22 protein-coding genes are annotated in these 18,907 nt (G+C 69.9%); 8 read left to right on the top strand and 14 right to left on the bottom strand.

The genetic code is table 11. The annotated features are described in order from the left end of the window. Nucleotides 1-30: 30 nt before the first annotated feature. A complete protein-coding gene (locus tag RCO28_RS19745) occupies nt 31-414 on the top strand; it encodes a hypothetical protein (protein ID WP_308942474.1) in 384 nt (127 codons plus the stop codon). Nucleotides 415-560: 146 nt separating this feature from the next. Here RCO28_RS19745 and RCO28_RS19740 read toward each other — a convergent pair whose 3' ends face one another. The 4 genes from RCO28_RS19740 to RCO28_RS19725 all read right to left on the bottom strand — a co-directional run bounded on the left by RCO28_RS19740 (nt 561) and on the right by RCO28_RS19725 (nt 4,360). Beyond that, nucleotides 561-2,669 (bottom strand): hypothetical protein, encoded by a 2,109-nt coding sequence (locus RCO28_RS19740; RefSeq protein WP_308942473.1) that lies wholly within the window; start codon nt 2,667-2,669, stop codon nt 561-563. Between the two features lie 131 nt (nt 2,670-2,800). Continuing rightward, the gene (locus tag RCO28_RS19735) at nt 2,801-3,550 is read right to left on the bottom strand and encodes an ABC transporter ATP-binding protein (RefSeq protein WP_308942472.1); all 750 of its coding nucleotides are present in this window, start codon (nt 3,548-3,550) and stop codon (nt 2,801-2,803) included. Between the two features lie 99 nt (nt 3,551-3,649). Next, on the bottom strand, nt 3,650-3,970 hold the full coding sequence (locus RCO28_RS19730) for a hypothetical protein (RefSeq protein ID WP_308942471.1): 321 nt from the start codon (nt 3,968-3,970) through the stop codon (nt 3,650-3,652). Between the two features lie 117 nt (nt 3,971-4,087). Beyond that, the gene (locus RCO28_RS19725) at nt 4,088-4,360 is read right to left on the bottom strand and encodes a helix-turn-helix transcriptional regulator (RefSeq protein ID WP_308942630.1); all 273 of its coding nucleotides are present in this window, start codon (nt 4,358-4,360) and stop codon (nt 4,088-4,090) included. Between the two features lie 308 nt (nt 4,361-4,668). Between RCO28_RS19725 and RCO28_RS19720 the strand changes: the two genes are divergently transcribed. Together RCO28_RS19720 and RCO28_RS19715 are read left to right on the top strand one after the other, a co-directional pair. Continuing rightward, a complete protein-coding gene (locus tag RCO28_RS19720; RefSeq protein ID WP_308942470.1) occupies nt 4,669-4,830 on the top strand; it encodes a hypothetical protein in 162 nt (53 codons plus the stop codon). A gap of 28 nt (nt 4,831-4,858) precedes the next feature. Next, on the top strand, nt 4,859-5,125 hold the full coding sequence (locus RCO28_RS19715) for a DUF4031 domain-containing protein (RefSeq protein ID WP_308942469.1): 267 nt from the start codon (nt 4,859-4,861) through the stop codon (nt 5,123-5,125). Here the strand turns inward: RCO28_RS19715 and RCO28_RS19710 are convergent. From RCO28_RS19710 to RCO28_RS19700, 3 genes are all read right to left on the bottom strand, one after another. Then, nucleotides 5,082-6,353: a Cmx/CmrA family chloramphenicol efflux MFS transporter gene (locus RCO28_RS19710; protein ID WP_308942629.1), complete on the bottom strand. Its 1,272-nt coding sequence runs from the start codon at nt 6,351-6,353 to the stop codon at nt 5,082-5,084. The genes RCO28_RS19715 and RCO28_RS19710 overlap by 44 nt on opposite strands. A gap of 231 nt (nt 6,354-6,584) precedes the next feature. Continuing rightward, nucleotides 6,585-7,073, bottom strand: coding sequence for a GNAT family protein (locus RCO28_RS19705; protein ID WP_308942468.1), 489 nt, complete (start codon nt 7,071-7,073; stop codon nt 6,585-6,587). A gap of 7 nt (nt 7,074-7,080) precedes the next feature. Then, nucleotides 7,081-7,725, bottom strand: coding sequence for a hypothetical protein (locus RCO28_RS19700; protein ID WP_308942467.1), 645 nt, complete (start codon nt 7,723-7,725; stop codon nt 7,081-7,083). A gap of 111 nt (nt 7,726-7,836) precedes the next feature. On the opposite strand from RCO28_RS19700, the gene RCO28_RS19695 reads away from it, so the two are divergent. Both RCO28_RS19695 and RCO28_RS19690 read left to right on the top strand, forming a co-directional pair. Beyond that, nucleotides 7,837-8,361 carry an SMI1/KNR4 family protein gene (locus RCO28_RS19695; RefSeq protein WP_308942466.1) on the top strand — a complete coding sequence of 175 codons (525 nt, stop codon included), beginning with the start codon at nt 7,837-7,839 and terminating at the stop codon, nt 8,359-8,361. A 207-nt stretch (nt 8,362-8,568) separates the two neighbouring features. After that, nucleotides 8,569-8,922 (top strand): VOC family protein, encoded by a 354-nt coding sequence (locus RCO28_RS19690; RefSeq protein ID WP_308942465.1) that lies wholly within the window; start codon nt 8,569-8,571, stop codon nt 8,920-8,922. A gap of 196 nt (nt 8,923-9,118) precedes the next feature. On the opposite strand, the gene RCO28_RS19685 is transcribed toward RCO28_RS19690, so the two are convergent. From RCO28_RS19685 to RCO28_RS19660, 6 genes are all read right to left on the bottom strand, one after another. Continuing rightward, complete coding sequence (locus tag RCO28_RS19685) at nt 9,119-9,373, bottom strand: hypothetical protein (RefSeq protein ID WP_308942464.1); 255 nt, start codon at nt 9,371-9,373, stop codon at nt 9,119-9,121. Beyond that, the gene (locus RCO28_RS19680) at nt 9,370-9,618 is read right to left on the bottom strand and encodes a DUF397 domain-containing protein (RefSeq protein ID WP_308942463.1); all 249 of its coding nucleotides are present in this window, start codon (nt 9,616-9,618) and stop codon (nt 9,370-9,372) included. The genes RCO28_RS19685 and RCO28_RS19680 overlap by 4 nt, the downstream gene beginning before the upstream one ends. Continuing rightward, a complete protein-coding gene (locus RCO28_RS19675) occupies nt 9,615-10,439 on the bottom strand; it encodes a helix-turn-helix transcriptional regulator (RefSeq protein ID WP_308942462.1) in 825 nt (274 codons plus the stop codon). The genes RCO28_RS19680 and RCO28_RS19675 overlap by 4 nt, the downstream gene beginning before the upstream one ends. A 72-nt stretch (nt 10,440-10,511) precedes the next feature. After that, the gene (locus RCO28_RS19670; protein ID WP_308942461.1) at nt 10,512-11,063 is read right to left on the bottom strand and encodes a PIN domain-containing protein; all 552 of its coding nucleotides are present in this window, start codon (nt 11,061-11,063) and stop codon (nt 10,512-10,514) included. Between the two features lie 3 nt (nt 11,064-11,066). Beyond that, on the bottom strand, nt 11,067-11,528 hold the full coding sequence (locus tag RCO28_RS19665; RefSeq protein ID WP_308942460.1) for a helix-turn-helix domain-containing protein: 462 nt from the start codon (nt 11,526-11,528) through the stop codon (nt 11,067-11,069). Between the two features lie 169 nt (nt 11,529-11,697). Further along, nucleotides 11,698-13,938 (bottom strand): heavy metal translocating P-type ATPase, encoded by a 2,241-nt coding sequence (locus tag RCO28_RS19660; protein WP_308942459.1) that lies wholly within the window; start codon nt 13,936-13,938, stop codon nt 11,698-11,700. 192 nt (nt 13,939-14,130) lie between these two features. On the opposite strand from RCO28_RS19660, the gene RCO28_RS19655 reads away from it, so the two are divergent. The 3 genes from RCO28_RS19655 to RCO28_RS19645 all read left to right on the top strand — a co-directional run bounded on the left by RCO28_RS19655 (nt 14,131) and on the right by RCO28_RS19645 (nt 16,643). Further along, nucleotides 14,131-15,135, top strand: a complete 1,005-nt coding sequence (locus RCO28_RS19655; protein WP_308942458.1) for a hypothetical protein — start codon at nt 14,131-14,133, stop codon at nt 15,133-15,135. Between the two features lie 68 nt (nt 15,136-15,203). Beyond that, a complete protein-coding gene (locus RCO28_RS19650; RefSeq protein WP_308942457.1) occupies nt 15,204-15,902 on the top strand; it encodes a copper homeostasis protein CutC in 699 nt (232 codons plus the stop codon). A 96-nt stretch (nt 15,903-15,998) separates the two neighbouring features. Next, nucleotides 15,999-16,643 (top strand): dihydrofolate reductase family protein, encoded by a 645-nt coding sequence (locus RCO28_RS19645; protein ID WP_308942456.1) that lies wholly within the window; start codon nt 15,999-16,001, stop codon nt 16,641-16,643. 27 nt (nt 16,644-16,670) lie between these two features. Here RCO28_RS19645 and RCO28_RS19640 read toward each other — a convergent pair whose 3' ends face one another. Next, nucleotides 16,671-18,785, bottom strand: coding sequence for a UvrD-helicase domain-containing protein (locus RCO28_RS19640; RefSeq protein ID WP_308942455.1), 2,115 nt, complete (start codon nt 18,783-18,785; stop codon nt 16,671-16,673). Nucleotides 18,786-18,907 lie beyond the last annotated feature (122 nt).

Genomic DNA, 18,907 nt, shown 5'->3' with positions numbered 1-18,907 from the left:
CCGTTGGGGCGGAGGGTCCACAATGGACGCATGAACGCCCCGGACCCGGACCCCACCAGTCACCTGGAGCAGGCCCTGCACGCGGCTCGCGCGCTCGTCCTGGCCGACCTCGTGGCGGGCGACGTGGCCGAGGCCGACGTCGTGTCGCTCGTCGAGGACGCCGTGTCCCACCGCCGCTGGTGGGTCGGGCAGTGGCCGGAGGGCGTGGAGTTCGTCGCGGGCCTGATAGCGCAGGACGTCCAGGACGCGCTCCTGGACAAGTACGGCCGCTGGCCGCTGTGCGTCGTGTGCGGTACGGGAGAGCCGCACGCCCTTGACGTCGAGCCCGAGCTGGGCGCCGACCCGCACTGGGTGTGCGGCAAGGCGGGCGTGGTCGTCGCGGCCGTCGGCTCGCTCGGTTCGGTGAGCCGGTGACGGTCAGGTGGGGGCTCGCTCCATCAGCCCGGGGTGAGGGGATTCTCGCGCCCGACCTCACTTCGCGCGGCTGATCGATCAGGGTGGCGGCCTTCGGAGCAGCCGCCGCGGAATCCGGCGGGTGGGACTCCGCAGCGGCCTGGCTCTCAGTCCTGACGAGGGCGCCAGCGTCTGGACTCCCTTATGGCGCTGACCGCTGCCAGGGAGGAAACCGTGACGGCCAGTACGGCGAGCGTCGTGACGACCGACAGCAGCAATTCCGATGGGAGGCTGCCGTTCCGTGGGGCTGTGGTGTAAGGCAGAGTGATCCAGACTGCGCTGACCGCACCAAGCAGGGCTGCGACGACCAGTGGCCCCGCCAAGGTCCACGCCGCCACTGCCGCGTATACCCGGCGACTGCCACTCACCACGGACACCGGGGCGATGGAGCGGGCGAAACGCAGCACTTCGGCAAGGCAGTTCAACGCTGCTGCCAGCGCTACGAGCGCCACGCCTGCCGTGCCCAGCAGGGTCACCCAGCGCAGCTGGGACGACAGCAGGTTTGCGCCGCCGATCCAGCTCTGGCCCACGCCTTCCACCAGGGCGCCCGGTCCCAGCAGGGTGAGCGCATCCCGCTTCAGGGTGCCCACGGGCAGGTCCTGGCCGCCCGGGTCGTATGCCACCAGAGTCGAATTCCGCTGCGCCGTTGTGCCGCCAGTCTCGACACGCACGGTGGTGACCGAGGCCGGGACGAGGGCGCGCAGGACGGGGGTTGACCGGGAGAGCGGGGCGGTCTGCGCCTGGGAGCCGGCGGGGCAGTCGAGGCCGAGGCCTCGCAGGGCGGGGCAGTTGCCACGTACGGTGACAGCCTGATTGATCGGAATGTCCCCATTCGGTCCTCTGCGAACCTCACCCGCGCCGTTCGCGAGTCCCAGGGTCGACTCCAGTACGACTGCCTCAGCATCGGGAGGCAGCCTGTCCACCCACTTGCCGGCCTGAGACACCGCTCCTCTCGGCACGCTCAGGGTGAGGACGCTGTATCTGAACTCCTCACGCAGCGCGATCGCCCCCTGTACGGAGGCGCTGTGCATGCTCGGATAGACCTGCACGACACTCAACAGGCCGATGGCGATGACTACGCCGGCCACCAGACGGGACAGATAGCCGGGGCGGCCCTGGGTCCAGCGTCCTGCCAGCAGCGCACCCGCCCGCCCGCGGCGTCGACCCCAGGCGGTGACCGCCCGCCCGGCCGCGGAGAGCAGTAGGGCGATGGCGGCGGGCAAGGTGGCCAGGGCACCCACCGTTCCGAGTAGCGACAGCAGGACCACCATCTGGCTCGGCCCGTACGTGGCGAGTGCGGACGGGGACCAGCTCAGGATGCCCAGGAACACGGGGCACAGCGCGGCCGAGAACTTCACTAGGCGTCGACTGCTGTGTGCACGCGGGCGAGTAGACCTGCCCACGCGGCCGGAGGGCTGGTGCATGACGGCCACGAGTGCAGCGAGAAGCAGGGGAGTGGCGATGAGCGCGCCTGCCAGCTGCCAGATGTGGGCGCGCATGTCGGCGGCGGACAGGACGTAGTCGACCCAAGGGACGCGGAGGTCTGCGACCAGGGTGGCGGCCACTACCGGCAGGGTGAGAACGGTGCCGAGCAGCAGCGCGGGCGCGCCTTCCCCCGCACTCATGAGAGCGAGTTGACGGCGGCTTCCGCCCAAGGCGCCGACCAGGGCAGTGCGACGGTCGCGTCCCGCTGCCCCCAGGCGAGCGGCCACCACGGCGAACACGCCTGCGGGCAAGACCAGCATCGGGATCAGGAGGCTGAGGAAAACGGAGAAGGGACGGACCTGGGCGATATCACCCAGACCGGCCGCGCCTTCCGCGCCGAACCCTGTTGCGATCAGGGCGTTTTCGTAAGTGAGCCAGCCGTGGGCGGGTCGTGCGTAGGCAAAGCGCTCTTCCGGCCCAGCCAGTCCCTCGGGTGCGATCGTGCCCACGATGCGCCCGTAGCGGTCGCCGACTCCGTCTGCCACGAGTGCCGGTGACAATAGGGCTTCGCCGGGCGCGGGCCAGCGGTCCACGCCTGGCGGCAGGGGTGCGTCGTCGGTCACCGGCTCCACGTATGTGATCTCGGCCTGGTGGTCGCCCACGTCGTCGAGATGGCTCTTCAGCAGTAGCGGAGCGTCCCTGACGTTCTGCCCCGATGCCAGCCGCTGGACAGGTGTGCGGCTCGCCCCTCGCTCAGCTCGTTCGGTATAGGTCGCATGAGCGGCGACCACGGCTAGAAGCGTGAGTGCGACCGAAACAGTTGCGGCCGTCAGGGCAGTGAATCGGATGCGACCGTCGACCGAACCCCGTCCGGATGCCTGTCCCATCCGCAACAGCTGACGAGTGAGAGAGCTGTCCTTCCTCACTTGGGTCCCCACATGACGTCTTCGGTCGAGGTGCCCGGTTCTTGTCTTCTCACGTGCCGGCCCCTGCCTGTATCTCGGCCTTCGGTTACTAGTCGGCCCTCGTGCAGAGCGGCGCGATGGTGTGCGCGAGCGGCCACCGATGCGTCGTGAGTGACCACGAGTACGGCGCACCCCCACTGTTCCGGCAACGAGAACAGCAGATCCGCCACCGCCTCTCGGTTACGCGTATCGAGCGACCCGGTGGGCTCGTCGGCGAGCAGCAGGTGTGGCCGGTTTACCAACGCCCTTGCCACAGCAGCTCGTTGGCGCTCGCCACCGGAGAGTTCCGCCGTCGGAGTCCTCTCGGCGGGTACGCCCAGCTCATCGAGCAACAGCTGGGCGCGGCCGAAGGCCTCGCGCCGCTTCACACCGGCGAGCAGCGCCGCCAGGGCGACATTCTCGAGCGGCGTCAACTCCGGCATCAGCTCGCCGAATTGGAAGACCATGCCGATCGTGTCGCGGCGATGGCGGGAGAGTTGTCTTGAATTCAGCTCAGCGAGGTCCTGCCCTGAGACCCGGATTGTGCCAAGGTCGTAAGGGATGAGCCTGAGTATGCAACTCAGCAGAGTGCTCTTGCCCGTCCCGCTCGGGCCTGTAACGGCCATCGACTCACCCGCGGACAAGGTCAGGTCGATGCCATCGAGCAGCGTTCGCCCGGCCACGGAGTAGTGCAGGTCGTGGAGTTCGAGTACCGGGTGCCGGTGCATGGGGGTGTCTTTCCTCAGCGCGTCTTCTCGCGGTGGTCGGTTGCGAGGGGCTCGGCGCGGACGGGATGTGCCATTGCGTGATCCCGTCCGCGCTCGGGGTCAGTGGTCCATCGCGACGAACACGGAGCAGTCGTCAGGCTGGGCGAGCTGGGATTCGCAGATCTTCGCCTTGGTCACCCAACTGCCGGTCCCAGAGCGGGTCTCGGTGCCGCCGCCCAGCTTGTTCCAGAGTGTGCGTTCGGTGGAGGAGCTGGCCGATCGGTAATAGCGGACATACACGGGGTTCTGGTCCGGCACATCGTCCCAGGCGCCCACGAACACGTCGTTCGCCGACCCGAAGTTGTTGTAGACCCGGGCTTGGCCGACGCCTGACAGTGTCGCTGTCTGGTACGCGAGCGCCGGGCCGGCGCCGAGGAACATGACGGCACCGAGCGTGGATGCGGCGATCGCGAGTCGCTTTCTGTTCGTCAGTGGGCTCCGTATTCGGTTGAGGTATCAATCTGCTGGTCCGACTCTTCCAGTGGATCTCTTGGGCAGCTATTGACCTTTCGGGAGCCCTGAAGTGCACCCGGCGCTGGTGCACAGAGCGTCGTGGTAGTAGTTCGCCAGGAAAATTGCCTCTATTCGTCCGGTTATTTTCAATTTCTCAATGATGCGCGAAATGTGCGCTTTCGTAGTTCTTTCGGTAATTCCGAGCCAGCGGGCCATCTGGCGATTCGACCCGCCTCGACCCAGGAGTCGCAGGACCTCGAGCTCGCGATCCGTCAGAGTCGAAAAGTCCGGACTGTTCAAGGGCGTTGCGCACAGCATCCCGCACCCTGAATGAGCCAACTCGGTTTCATGCACCTTCACTTCCCCGTTGCCCCCTGGTCATCAGGTGTTCACAAGTTGGGGGGAATGCTATGTCATCGCCGTCAGGCGCTTCTCTAATTCCCGAGCGGCTGTCGTTCCGTCTGCTACACCCGCACGCCGCCCGTTCATTGCAGAGCGCACCGGAGGCGGGAATGCATGACGTCCGTCCAGCAGGCGGCCAGGAGCGGATTCCTGTTGCGACCGATCAGGGATCAGGCCTCCCGGACGTTCGGGTCCGGTGAGACGGGCGGGCGCACAATGGACGCATGAACGTCCTGAACCCGGACCCCACCAGTCATCTGACGCAGGACCTGCGCCCGGCTCGAGGGCTTGTCCTGGCCGACCTCGTGGCGGCCGACGTGGCTGGGTCCGCCGTCGCGTCGGTTCGCGGCAAGGCCGGAGTAGTCGTCGCGTCGGTTCTCAGGTGAGCCGGCACGCGCGGGTGAGGTCCGCCCGGTGACGGTCTACATCGATCCGCCCACCTGGCCGGGGCACGGCCGTATGTGGTCGCACATGGTCAGCGATCTGTCGTACGACGAGCTGCACGCCTTCGCCGAGCAGGTGGGCTGCCCGCGCCGCGCCTTCGAGCGGGACCACTACGACGTACCGGCGCACCGGTACGCGGACGCGGTGCGTGCCGGTGCGGTCGAGGTGTCCAGCCGTGAGGTCGTACGGCTGCTCACGCAGGCGGGGCTGCGGCGCAGGAAGCGGAGCGCTCGCTAGCCACGGCCGCTGAGGAAGCAGTGGTCGAGGAAGCAGTGGCCGAGGCAGTGGGGGCGGAGCCGCCCGTCGCGACGGTCACCGAACGGCCCTTCTGGAGGCGCAGCGCAAGCACCACCGCGGCCAGGCCGAGGAGCGTCATCCCCGCGCCGGCCCACGCCGGTGACGTATAGCCGAAGCCCGCGTCGATGACGAGGCCGCCGAGCCAGGGGCCACTGGTGTTGCCCAGGTTGAAGGCCGCCGTGGCGGTGGCGCCGGCGAGGGTCGGGGCGGCGCCCGCGACGTTGAACATCCGGGCGTTGAGCGCCGGCGCCGTGTAGAACGCCGAGAAGCCGACGAGGAAGGCCACCGCGACCGCCACGGCCGCGACGGACGCGAACAGGCCGAGCACGATCAGGAAGACCGACGAGGCGACGATGCCGCTGAACAGCACGCCGAAGAGGTGCGCGTCGGCGACCCGGCCGCCGATCGTCGTACCGACGAGCGCGCCGAGCCCGAACAGCGCGAGCACCGTGGGCACCCAGCTGGACGCGAGCCCGGACACGTCGGTGAGCAGCGGCGCGAGATAGCTGAACGCGCAGAACACACCGCCGCCCGCGAGCGTGATCAGCGCGATCTGCACCCACACCTGCGGGTCCCGGTAGATCAGTACCTCGCGGCGCAGTCGCGGCTTCTCGGCGGGCACCGGGATACGGGGGATGAGCGTGGCGACGCCGACGAGCGCGATCGCGGAGGCCGCGCCCACCGCCCAGAACGCCGAGCGCCAGCCGAAGTGCTCCCCGAGGAAGGCGCCCGCGGGCACGCCGAGGACGTTGGCGATGGAGAGCCCGCCGATCATCACGGCCATCGCGCGCGCCCGCGCGCCCTTGTCCACCATGGCGATGGCGACACCCGCACCGACCGCCCAGAACCCGGCGCAGGCGAGGGCGCTCACGACCCGGGAGGCGAAGAGGATCTCGTACGTGGGGGCGAGCGCGCCCGCGACCTGGCCCAGGCCGAACACGGTGATCAGGGAGATCAGGGTGGTGCGCCGGGGCAGCCGCAGCGTGGCGGCGGCGAGCACGGGGGCGCCGATGACCATGCCGATCGCGAACGCGGATATCAGCAGGCCCGCGCTGGGGATGGACACGTCCATGTCACGGGCGATCTCCGGGAGCAGCCCGGAGAGCATGAACTCGCTGGTGCCGAGCGCGAAGACGGCGAGGCCGAGCGTATGCACGGCGATCGGCATACGGGTCTTGGGGCTCTTGGCGCTGGTGGGGGCGGGCGCGGGCGCGGGGGCGGGGGAACCGGTGTCGGTCACGGGGTCGTGCATATCCGTTGCGAACAGTGACCGGAGGCCACGCTATTCCCGTACGGATCCCTGTACGGATCCCTGTACGGATCCCTGTACGGATCCCTGTACGGATCCCCGTACAGAATCCCGTCCGGAATCCGTGCGGAACTGCCGTACGGACTCCCATCACTCCCGCTCGTACGTCAGCTCCTGAGGCCCCCGTGCCGTGAGCGTGAACCCGGCCCGTTCGAGGACGCGCCGGGAGGCCGTGTTGTCCGGTGTGGTGCGGGCGAAGACCGCCGTCACGCCGGGCTGGGTGAGGGCCCAGGCGGTCAGGGCGCGCAGGGCGGCGGTCGCGTAACCGTGGCCGCGGGCGGCGGTCACCACGTCGTACCCGATCTCGACGCGGCCCTCGACGGGCGCGCTGTGGAAGCCCATCGCGCCGACCGCGCGTCCGTCGCCGGCGCGCGCGATGACGTAGATCCCCCAGCCCGGTACGTACGTGCCCTCGCCCTCGGACTTGGCGACGAGGCTCGCGCCGATGCGGGTGCCGCCCTCGGGCCCGCCCTCGATCCAGTCGAAGCCGCCGGTCCCGCCGAGGGCGAGGTTGGCGGCGGCGGCCGGGGCCACGGGGAGCAGGGTGACGAGCGAGGGTGCGCCGGGGGTAGGGGTCATGCCCCGATCATGCCGTGAGCAGCTCCAGCTCGACAGCGAGATTCCGGCGGGCCCGCTCCTCCCACTCGGCGGCGCCGTGCGGGGTGCGGAACAGCCTTGGCAGGTCGAGGAGTTGGCGCAGGACGGCCGCGCGTCCGTCGCGGAACGCCTCGTCCGGCACGAACGCGTACTCCTCGCGCACGGCGGCCGCGTACGCGGCGTACGCCTCCGGCTCGGCGGCCAGGATGGCCAGGTCCGCGTCGCACAGCGCCTCGCCGTTGCGGTCGCCTTCGACGGGGTCGTGCGTGACGGTGAGGCGCACGAGCCGGGCCACCTCGGCGGTCGCGTCCGGGCCCAACCCGGCCTCGGACAGGGCCCGTTCGGCGAGCCGGGCGGAGCGCTCCTCGTTCTCGGACCGCTCCGGCAGGTACACCGCGTCGTGGAACCAGGCGGCGAGCCGGACCAGGTCCGCGTCCTCGGCGTGCGCGGCGAGGGTGTCGATACGGTCCAGGACCGCGGTGAGGTGCTCCACGGTGTGGTACTTCCGCTGCGGCTCGGCCCACCGCTCGACGAGGTTCACCGCGTACGGGGCGGGGTCGGGCCCGCCGCCCTCGCCACGCACGGCGAGCAGAGCGGCGGACCAGCGCTGCTGAAGGCTGCTGTCGTCGGTCATAGGCGTCGAGCCTAGGCCCACCCACTCGCGGCCGGTCACCCGAGGGCATCCGCCGAGGCCACCACGCGAGACCTTGACCTCTCACTGGCTTCCCGCTCAACGTAGCGAGCCGTGAACACCGCACTCGCTCGCCTCGTCGAGCTGATCCCGCCGCCCGTCGAGCCCCGCGTGAAGGAATGGCATTCCGCCGAGCAGTCTCTTGGGGTTCAACTCCCCTCTGATTACAAGGAACTAGTCCACACCTATGGTGGAAGCAACTGGGACGACTATCTGTACCTCTTGGAACCCGGCTGCCCCAACGACAATTACGATCTCATTGAATGGGACGAACAGCAGGGCGAAGCCCTGGATGGCCTCTGGGAGTTCGAGGAGAAGCCAACTCAGCTGGAAGAGGAGGGTGCGCGCGTCATCCCATGGGCCACCACGGACAACGGCGAGTGCCTCTACTGGCTCATACGGCCGGGCCAGGCTCCAGCCGACTGGACAGTGATGGTCAATGAAGCACGTGGCGATCAATGGGAACACCATGAGGTCTCCTGCACTCAGTTTCTCGCTGGTGTCCTGAGCGGCGACCTGACGTCCTCCCTCCTCTCATCCCGATTCCCTCTGACTGTCCACGAATTCCGCCCGCTGTAGTCCGCACATTGATCAGAAACGGTTTGGATTCTCGGCGCTGAGACTGTGGGCAGTGGCTGCGTTGGTGGCGGGAGTGACGCTCCGGCCCGGTTCGCCGGCTCGCCTGAGGTGCTCGTACGAACGTAAGCGGGGCGGCATGCGACCGGGGCGCGGTACGAGTTGGCGGGAGTTGGCGCGGGGGAGTTGAAGTTGTTCTAGTCTCGCCGGATGACCTTGAACTGGGAACAAGTGATCGTGCACGCGGAGGACCCGGCGGCGCTCGGCCGGTGGTGGGCGGAGGCCCTCGGCTGGGTCAAGGTCTACTCCGACGACGACGAGTACGAGATCCGCCCGGCCGAGGACGTCACGCCCGGCCTCGACTTCGTCCGCCTCGACGAGGCCAAGAAGGCCAAGAGCCGCCTGCACCTCGACTTCCGCCCCGACAACCAGGCCGCCGAGGTGGAGCGCCTGATCGCTCACGGCGCCCGTCGCGTGGACGTCGGCCAGGGCGAGCAGTCCTGGGTCGTCCTCGCGGACCCGGAGGGCAACGAGTTCTGCATTTTGGGGCAGCGGAGCCAGTAGCGGGGCGGGCGCTCAGCGCGAGCGGAACTTGGACGTGTCGATGGTCCAGTCGCCGAGCGGGACTGTGTCGCCGAATGGGTACGTGCTGCGGCGTGACGCGGAGGGGACGGTAAGTGTGCCGCTCCCGGGGTCGATGTGCGCGTACACGGGGACGCCCATGCGGGCGTAGGCGGGCGGTGGGGCGTGGTGCCCTTCCTCAGCGGAAGAGACCGAGGTCGGGGTGGTGTGCCCGGCAGCCCACGAGTGGGACCGCCGACTCGTCCTGCGACTGGATCTGGATGGCAGCCTCGACCATGATCTGCCCGCGCAGCAGGGTTCCGTCGATCACGCGGACGTTGATCTGCAAGTCCGCGATGTCGGCACGCACGAGGAGACCGCGCTCATCCGCCAACCCTTCGTATCCATCCACGAGTTGGCGGAGTTCGTCGTACGTGACGACGGGGCGGGTCACCGAGCGGCGCGGCCGGCCTGGTCCGCGAAGGCCGCCCACGCCCCGGGGCTCACGGTGAGCATCGGGCCCTCGGGGTTCTTGGAGTCGCGGATGTGGATGGCGGTGGGGTGGGGGGCGATTTCGAGGCAGGCCCCGCCCTCACTGCTGCTGTAGCTGGACTTCCGCCAGTTGTAGGCGACTTCGAGGCAGTCGCCGCCCTCGCTGCTGCTGTAGCTCGACTTGAACCAGTCCAGTGCGGTGCTCATGCCTCTCCCAGCAAGTGGTCCAGCAGGCCCTTGGTTGCCTTGGGCGGCAAGGCCTGTGACCGCAGCATCGCATACCTGCGCGCCAGGATGGACACCTCATCTGGATCAGAGACCCACTGGCTGCCACGCTGGGTTTCCATGTACGCAAGGTGCTGGTGGTCCGGGGTTTCCAGGAGCGTGAAGGGTCCTGCATCGCCCGCGTTCTCCTCAGCGTCCAGCGGCAGCACTTGCAGCGTCACGCCGGGCAGATCCGCCATCATGCGCAGGTGCTTCAACTGCTCGGTGCGCACCCATGGTTCGGCGAATGCCATACGGAGGGCGGGCTCCCAGACCACGAAGCTCCCCGTGGGTGCGTTCTTGCGCTGGAAGATCCCCTGGCGTTCAGTACGTCCTGCCGCCTTGGTCGCGATCTCGTCCTCGTCGTACGCAGGAACGCGTTGTTGCAGCAGTGCACAGGCGTAGTCCGAGGTCTGGAGCAGACCTGGGACGACCAAGGCGTCGTACTTGCACAGCGAAATCGCCTTCTGCTCCTGCTCGATGTACTTCTCGGCCCACAGTGGAAACTGATCGATCTCCGGCATGTTCTCCACCGCGACCGCCAACGCCCCCTTCGTGTAGAGGAGTTCATCCAGCCGCTCCGCCAGATCCGGCAGCAGCTGCCGTCTCCCCTGTTCGATCGACGCGATCGTGGCCTCGGCGATGACCAGGCGTTCCGCCAGTTCCGCCTGGGTCAGTCCGGCGGCCTGGCGGAACAGTGCGAGGAGCCGTCCCACCATCCTCATCGCCGAAGGGTTCCTGTGCGCACGGCTTTTGGGGCTCACCGTGCCAGCGTAATCACGCTCCGCGACGCTCGTCGGGCTTTCGCGAGAGCGGCCCTCGGGGACCCTGGCCCTCTATGCGCGGAGAGCGGCGACGGATTCGATGAGGCCGTCCTTTTCGAGGCGGTCCAGCACGCTGCTCGCCGAACCGGGAGGGTTCCGCCAGGAGTCGGCGATCTGGTACACGGCAGCGGAGATTGTGATCCGGTCGAGTTCGATCTGCTCCATGACGAAGTCGTCGGGATGGCAAGGCTGCACGCCCCACGGGGCAACGGCCGCGTTCGGGAAGTCGTGCAGATTCCTCGTGACGATCTGGTGAGCCCGCGATTTCACGGCTGCGGCGAGTACGTGCCGGTCGTCGGGGTCGGGGAGTTCCAGTGCGTCGATGAGGGGTTCGTAGCCGACGACCATGCTGTCTCGGACAGCCCGGATCATGAGTTGGCGCGTACGGGATAAGCGGGTGGGGTCCAGGTCTGGCCTGTTCTCTGCGAGGTTGTCGAACACCTCGTCCAGGATGCGGTCGGACCACTTCGCCTGTACGAGTCCGCTCTGCGCAATGCGGATGAGCAGGTCCCGCAATGTGCTCGGGTACAGCACGCAGGCGTCGTAGACCACTACTTGAGCCATGGTTCAGAGGAGTCCCATCTCTTGGTTCAGGGACGTGAGTTCATCTGCTGCGGCACGGCGGGTGTGGTCGTCCCTGCGGCGGTAGTCAAGGAGTGACTCGGCCTTGATTCGGCGATGTGTCCCGACCGTCCGGTACTCGATCTCTCCGGATTCGAGCAGCCCGATCAAGTAGGGCCGGGACACGTTGAGCAGATCGGCGGCCTGCTGCGTGGTCAGTTCCGCGTGCGCTGGGACGACGGCGACCGTGCGCCCGGCGGACATGTGGGCCAGCACGGTGGCCAGGAGCTCCACCGCCCCGCGGGGCAGGAGCAGCTCGCTGTCCGGTTCGCCCTCCACGAGTGCGCGGACCACGTCCTCGCTTGCGTGTGCGGACAGGTACTCCTTCACCTGACGCAAGGCCTGGGCCGCCGCCTCGGCCTCATCGGCGCCGTGGGGTTCATGCCTGTCGACTACAGATGCCGTCATGGGTGCCCGCCTCCTCGCCTTCCTCGTCTCTCTGCTCCCTATCCCGCCCTATTCGAATTATTCGCAGTAATCGCAATAAACGCAACAGCCCTTCGACAAGGCGCGCGACGAGGGCGGGCACGGGCTGCTGCTCGTGTCCGCCCTCGCCGCATGCCCCCCCGCTGTCGGCCTACCGCGCCGCCTTGAACCGCCGCAGCCGCAAGCTGTTGCCGACCACGAAGACCGACGAGAAGGCCATCGCCGCGCCCGCGATCATCGGGTTGAGCAGGCCCGCCGCGGCGAGCGGCAGCGCCGCCACGTTGTACGCGAACGCCCAGAACAGGTTGGACTTGATCGTGCCGAGGGTGCGGCGGGACAGGCGGATCGCGTCCGCCGCCGACCGCAGGTCGCCGCGTACCAGCGTCAGGTCGCCCGCCTCGATCGCCGCGTCCGTGCCCGTGCCCATCGCGAGGCCCAGGTCGGCCTGGGCGAGGGCGGCCGCGTCGTTGACGCCGTCGCCGACCATGGCCACGGACCGGCCTTCGGCCTGGAGCTTCTTGACCACGTCGACCTTGTCCTGGGGGAGGACCTCCGCGATGACCCGGTCCACCCCTACCTCCGCCGCCACCGACTCCGCGACGGCACGGTTGTCGCCGGTCAGGAGGATGGGGGTGAGGCCGAGCGCGCGCAGGCGGCGGACCGCCTCCGGGCTGGTCTCCTTCACCGCGTCGGCGACCTCAAGGACCGCCCGCGCCTCCCCGTCCCACGCCACCGCGATCGCCGTACGACCGGCTGCCTCCGCTTCCGCCTTGGCGCGGGCCAGCTCGACGGGCAGCTCGATCGCCCATTCCTTCAAGAGCTGCTCGCGGCCCACGAGCACCGCGTGGCCCTCGACGACGCCCTGGACGCCGAGGCCCGCGACGTTCGCGAAGTCCTCCGGTGCGGGCAGGGTGCCCACGCGCGAAGCGGCACCGGCCGCGACGGCCTGCGCGATCGGGTGCTCGGACGCGTGCTCCAACGCGCCTGCCAGGCGCAGCACTTCGGCTTCCGTGGCGCCGGTCGCGGTGTGCGTGGCGAGCAGCGTCATCCGGCCCGTCGTGACCGTGCCGGTCTTGTCGAGGACGATCGTGTCGACGCGGCGGGTGGACTCCAGGACCTCCGGGCCCTTGATGAGGATGCCGAGCTGGGCGCCGCGGCCCGTACCGACCATGAGCGCGGTGGGTGTGGCGAGCCCGAGGGCGCAGGGGCAGGCGATGATCAGTACGGCGACGGCCGCGGTGAAGGCGGCGGTGAGGCCCGCGCCGTTGCCCAGCCAGAAGCCGAGGGTGGCGACGGCGAGGGCGATGACGACCGGGACGAAGACGGCGGAGATCCGGTCGGCGAGGCGCTGGGCAGCCGCCTTGCCGTTCTGCGCGTCCTCGACCAGCTTGGCCATGCGGGCGAGTTGGGTGTCCGCGCCGATCCGGGTGGCCTCGACAACCAGGCGGCCGCCGGCGTTCAGCGTGGCGCCGGTGACGCCGTCCCCGACGCCGACCTCGACCGGCACGGACTCGCCGGTCAGCATGGACGCGTCCACGGCGGAGGAGCCCTCGACCACCGTTCCGTCCGTGGCGATCTTCTCGCCGGGACGGACCAGGAACTGGTCGCCGACCTTCAACTCGCCGACGGGGAGCAGGACTTCACGGCCGTCCCGCAGGACCGTGACCTCCTTCGCGCCGAGTTCCAGCAGCGCCTTGAGGGCCGCGCCCGCCTTCCGCTTGGAGCGGGCCTCGAAGTACCGGCCCGCGAGGATGAACGCGGTGACGCCGGCCGCGGCCTCCAGGTAGATGTTCCCGGCGCCGTCGCTGCGGGCGATGGTCAGCTCGAAGGGGTGCGTCATGCCGGGCGTCCCGGCCGTACCGAAGAACAGCGCCCACAGCGACCACAGGAACGCCGCCGACGTGCCGACCGAGATCAGCGTGTCCATGGTGGCGGCGCCGTGCCGGGCGTTGGTCCAGGCCGCCTTGTGGAAGGGCCAGGCCGCGTACGTCACGACGGGCGCCGCGAGCGTCAGGGACAGCCACTGCCAGTACTCGATCTGCAGGGCCGGGACCATCGCCATCGCGATCACGGGGACGGCGAGGAGGACGGCGGTGGTCAACCGCTGGCGCAGCGGCCGGAGTTCGTCGCTCTGGGCCGACTCTTGGGGTTCGTCGGCCCGTACGGGCTCGGGTTCCCGGGCGGTGTATCCGGTGGCCTCGACGGTGGCGATCAGGTCGGTGACCGCGACGTCGCCCCCGTAGCTGACCTTCGCCTTCTCGGTGGCGTAGTTGACGCTCGCCTCGACGCCCGGCATGCGGTTCAGCTTCTTCTCGATCCGCGCGGCGCAGGAGGCGCAGGTCATGCCGCCGATGGCGAGTTCTACCTCCGTAGCGGTGGTGATGGTGGTCATGGCTGCCGCCCTTCCTTGAGTGCGCATCGAGAGTACGAGAGTACGTGAGTACCCCAGGGGGGTATCCGTGAACGGTTTCAATCTATACCCCCTGGGGGTTATCGGCGCAAGACTTCCCGCCCGCTTGACTTGATACCCCCCGGGGGTACTCTCGAAGGTATCGGAAGCCTGGGACGACACAGGGAGCGAGTCATGAACACCGCAGCCAGGATCACGGCCTTCGCCGCGGCGGTCGGGGTCACGTTCGGCACCGCTTACGCCGTGGGCGGTGCCGCCGACCCGGTAGTGACGGAGGAGCGCGGCGCTCACGAGGAGAGCGGCAGCCACGAGGAGAGCGGCTCGCCCGCCGCTTCGGAACCGCCCGGCGGGCTCCAGGTCTCGCAGGGCGGGTACAGCCTCGACCTGGAGACGCCGCGGCTTGCCGCCGGTGGGAAGGCCCGGCTCAGCTTCACCGTCGAGGACGGCAGCGGCCGCAAGGTCACCGCGTACGACCGCGAGCACGGCAAGGAGCTGCACCTGATCGTCGCCTCGCGCGAGCTGGACACGTACCGGCATCTGCATCCCGCGCGCGCCGCCGACGGCACCTGGTCGACCCCCGTCGACCTGCCGAAGGCCGGCGGCTACCGGGTCTTCGCCGACTTCAAGCCGAAGGGCGGCGAGGGGCGCACGCTCGGCGCGGACCTCGCGGTGTCCGGCCGTTACGAGCCCGCGCCGCTCCCCGCGCCCGCCGCGAAGGCCGAGCTGCCGGGCGGGTACGAGGTCACGCTCGACGGCCGCCTCGACCCCGGGCGGGCGAGCGAGCTGAAGCTGCGGGTCACGAAGGACGGCGAGCCGGTCACCGACCTGGAGCCCTATCTGGAGGCGTACGGCCATCTCGTCGCGCTGCGCTCCGGCGACCTCGCGTATCTGCATGTGCACCCGGGCGAGTCCGGGCCCGGCCCGGTCGTCCCGTTCACGGCGGAGGTGCCGAGCGTGGGGACGTACCGGCTGTTCCTGGACTTCAAGCACGACGGGAAGGTGCGTACGGCGGACTTCACCGTGCGGACGGACGGGGCGGGTGCGCCGACCGGCGACGGCGACGACCATGGAACGGAGAGCGACCCGGACGGCGGGAAGGACGGCGGGAAGGACGGCGGGAAGGACGGCGGGAAGGACGGCGGGAAGGACAGTGGGGCGGGGGACGGCCACAGCCATTAGTCTTGAGATTGGACTAGACCTGTAGCGGGTTCTGTAGCGGGATCTGCGGCGCGAGGAAACGAGGCCCCATGAGCAAGCGTGCAGTCCTGGAGGTGATCGCGCTCGACGCCCGGGACGCGGTCGCCGCCCAGGCCGGTGGTGCGGACCGCCTTGAGCTGGTCACGGACATGGCGGCGGACGGCCTCACGCCGGGCCTCGCCGACTTCGCCGAGATCCGCGCCGCCGTCGACATCTCGCTGCGCGTCATGCTGCGCGCCTCGGACGGCTTCGCCGCCGGCGGCGCCGAGGGCGTGGCCGCGCTGGTGCGGGACGCGCGGGCGCTGCGGGCCGAGGGGGCGGACGAGTTCGTGCTCGGCTTCCTCGACGAGACGGGCGGGCCCGACCTCGGGGCCGTCGAGGAGATCGTGGGGGCGCTGGACGGGGCGCGGTGGACGTTCCACCGGGCCATCGACCGGGCCGCCGACCGGGACGCCCTGCGCAAGCAGCTCGCGGACCTGCCGGGGCTCGACACGTATCTGACCGCGGGGTCGGCGCGGGGTGTGGCCGACGGGCTTCCGGTGCTGCTCGCGGAGGCGGGGCGGGTGGGGGAGCCCGGGTACCGGCAGCAGATCCTGGTCGGCGGAGGCCTTGAGCTCGACCATGTTCCGCAGCTGCGGGCGACGGGGATCGACGCCTTCCACATCGGGGGCGCGGCTCGGCCGGAGGGCTGGGGGGCGGGGGTATCGGCGGAGGCGGTCGCGCTGTGGCGGGCGGTGGTGGACGGCTAGTGCGGTTGTTTCCTTGCCCGGGAGAGATGAGTTCCGGGGCAGCCGACAGTCACTACTGTCACAACGGCAACCACCGACCCCCACGGAGGGAATCAAGTGGAACAGCTCCTGAAGGTCCAGAACTTCACCGTCTCCAGCGACGGATACGGCGCCGGCGAAGGACAGAGTCTGGAGCGGCCGTTCGGGCACGCCGACCCGCAGACGATGGTCTCCTGGGCCGGTGCCACGGCGAGCTGGCCGAATCGGACCGACCCCGGCGGCACCCGCGGCCTCGACGACTACTTCACGCGGGACTTCGCCCACAACATCGGCGCCGAGATCATGGGCCGCAACAAGTTCGGCCCCCAGCGCGGCCCCTGGGAGAACGAGGACTGGAAGGGCTGGTGGGGCGACGAACCGCCGTTCCACACCCCGGTGTTCGTGATGACCCACCACCTGCGCCCGTCGTTCACGCTCTCCGACACCACGTTCCACTTCGTCGACGACGACCCGGCGACCGTCCTCGACAAGGCCCGCAAGGCCGCCGACGGCAAGGACGTCCGGCTCGGCGGCGGGGCAAGCACCATCCGGCTGTTCCTGGACGCCGGACTCGTCGACACCCTGCACGTGGCGGTCTGGCCCCACAAGCTCGGCTCCGGCGCCCGCCTCTGGGAGTCCCCCGACGAGCTCCTCGACCGGTACCACCTGGAGGTCGTGCCCAGCCCGAGCGGCATGACCCACCACCTGTTCTGGCGGAAGTAGGACACCAGACAGACACCACAGGCGGTCCTACGGGCCCAACTGCCCCGGCAGTTCCGCCCCGTGGACCACCACGAGCCCCGACACCGCACGGGTCAGCGCCACGTACAGCCGGCGCAGGCCCGTGCGCTCGTCGGGCTCCCCGTCCACCACCGCGGACGGCTCGTCCAGGACCACGTAGTCGTATTCGAGACCCTTCGCGAGCGATGCCGGGACCAGGGTGAGGCGGGCATCCCACGTGGTCTCCGTGCCGGGGGCGAGATACGGGACCCCGGCCGCGTCCAGGGCCTTCGCCAGGACCGGGATCCGCGCGTCCGCCGCGATCAGGCCGATCGAGCCCTCGTGCGCGAGCGACTCCACGCAGGCCTGGACGACCGCTGCCGCCAGGTCGACCGCCCCCGCCGGGTCGTCCGTAACCCGCCGCACCACGAGCGACCCCGGCGCCTCCCGTACCGACTCCACCGCCGTGAGCCCCGGCGCGATGTCCGGCAGCAGCCGCGAGGCGTACGCGATCACCTCGCGCGGCACACGGAAGCCCGCCGTCAGCTCCTCCACCACCGCGTCGCCCTTGCCGAGATGCGCGAGCGCCTCGGCCCAACTCCGCGTAGCCCAGGGCGTGGTGCCCTGCGCCAGGTCGCCGAGGACGGTCGCCGAACCCGTCGTGCAGCGGCGGCCCACCGCGCGGTACTGCATCGGGGACAGGTCCTGCGCCTCGTCGAGGACCACATGCCCGAGCGAATGCGTGCGCGCCACCAGGTCGTGCGCCTCGTCGATCAGCACCGCGTCCGCCGCCGACCACTTCGCGGACCTCACCGAGCGCGCGGGCTTCGCCCACAGGACCGCCTTCTGCTCGTCCGCGTCGAGCACCCCGTCCGCGTGCTCGGCCAGGAACCCGGCGTCTGAGAGCAGTCGAAGGACCAGCTTCGCCGGGTCCACCGGCGGCCACACCGCCTTCACGGCCGCCTTCACCGCCGCGTTCCGCGCCACCGCGTCCTGCACCCGGTCGTCCGGCGCCTCACCCGCCTGCTCCATCCGTACGAGCACGGAGTGCGCGATGCGCTGCGGCAGCGCGTCCCGGGCCGCGCCGTAGCGGATGTCGCGGTCCAGCAACTCCCGGACGATCTCCTCCAGTTCGTACGCCGGTACGCGCCAGCGCCGGGAACCCCGCACCACCATCAACGCTTCCGTCGGCATGCTGATGTGCGAGCGCACCGCCCGCCGCAGCACCTCGGCCATCCGCGCATCGCCCTTCACGAGCGCCGCGCCCGCCTCGTCCGCGCCCCGCACCTCCACGTGCGCGACGAGGTCGGCGACCGTGGCCTGCTTGACCTCCAACTCGCCGAGCGCGGGCAGCACTTGCTCGATGTAGTGCAGGAAGGAGTCGTTCGGGCCGATCACGAGGGTGCCGGTGCGGGCGAGCCGCTCGCGGTGCGCGTACAGCAGATACGCGACCCGGTGCAGGCCCACCGCCGTCTTGCCCGTGCCGGGCCCGCCCTGCACACAGACCGTGCCGCCGAGACCGCTGCGTACGATCTCGTCCTGCTCGGGCTGGATCGTCGCGACGATGTCCCGCATCGGGCCGACGCGCGGCCGCTCGATCTCCCGCTGCAGCAACGCGCTGACCTGCGCGCCCCCGGCGGAGCCGGAAAATGTCACGGTCGCCGGATCGGAGAGGTGCTCGTCCTCGTACGCGGTCAGCTCCCCGCCCGTGTAGCCGAAGCGGCGGCGCAGCGCCACGTCCAGCGGGTCCTTCTTCGAGGCCCGGTAGAACGGCTGCGAGACCGGCGCACGCCAGTCGATCACCATCGGGTCCCCGTCGGCGTCGTGCACGTGCCGCCGCCCGATGTAGAAGCTCGACCCCTCGCCGCCCTCGGCGTACTCGGCGGACCCGGCGGACTCGGCGCCCACTGTGTGCAGGAAGTCGAGCCGGCCGAAGAACAGCGGGGTGTGCGCGAGGTCGGCGAGCGCCTTGATGCGGTCGTCGATCTGGCTCTGCAGGACGGCCGCGTTGACCCAGTTCGCGGTCACGTCGGCGATGTCGAGCGCCTCGACGTCGGCCCGCATCGCGCGCAGGGCGGTACGGGACGCGGTCAGATGGCCGCGCTCGTGCGCGAGGGGGTCTCCAGGTGCGGATACAGGGGTCACGGGGGTCGGCCTCCGGCGGAGCAGATACGTCACTGAGGAACGCCGACCGGTTTCCGTCCGGGCAGCAGCTCTCCGCGAGGGAGGCGGGGGGAAAGGGCGAGTTTAGGTCAGGGCGGTCCGGT

Origin of the sequence: Streptomyces sp. LHD-70 (assembly GCF_031157275.1) — a bacterium.
GTDB lineage: Bacteria > Actinomycetota > Actinomycetes > Streptomycetales > Streptomycetaceae > Streptomyces.
The sequence above is the reverse complement of the archived record's forward strand: the minus strand, read 5'-3'. Positions and strand labels throughout refer to the sequence as shown.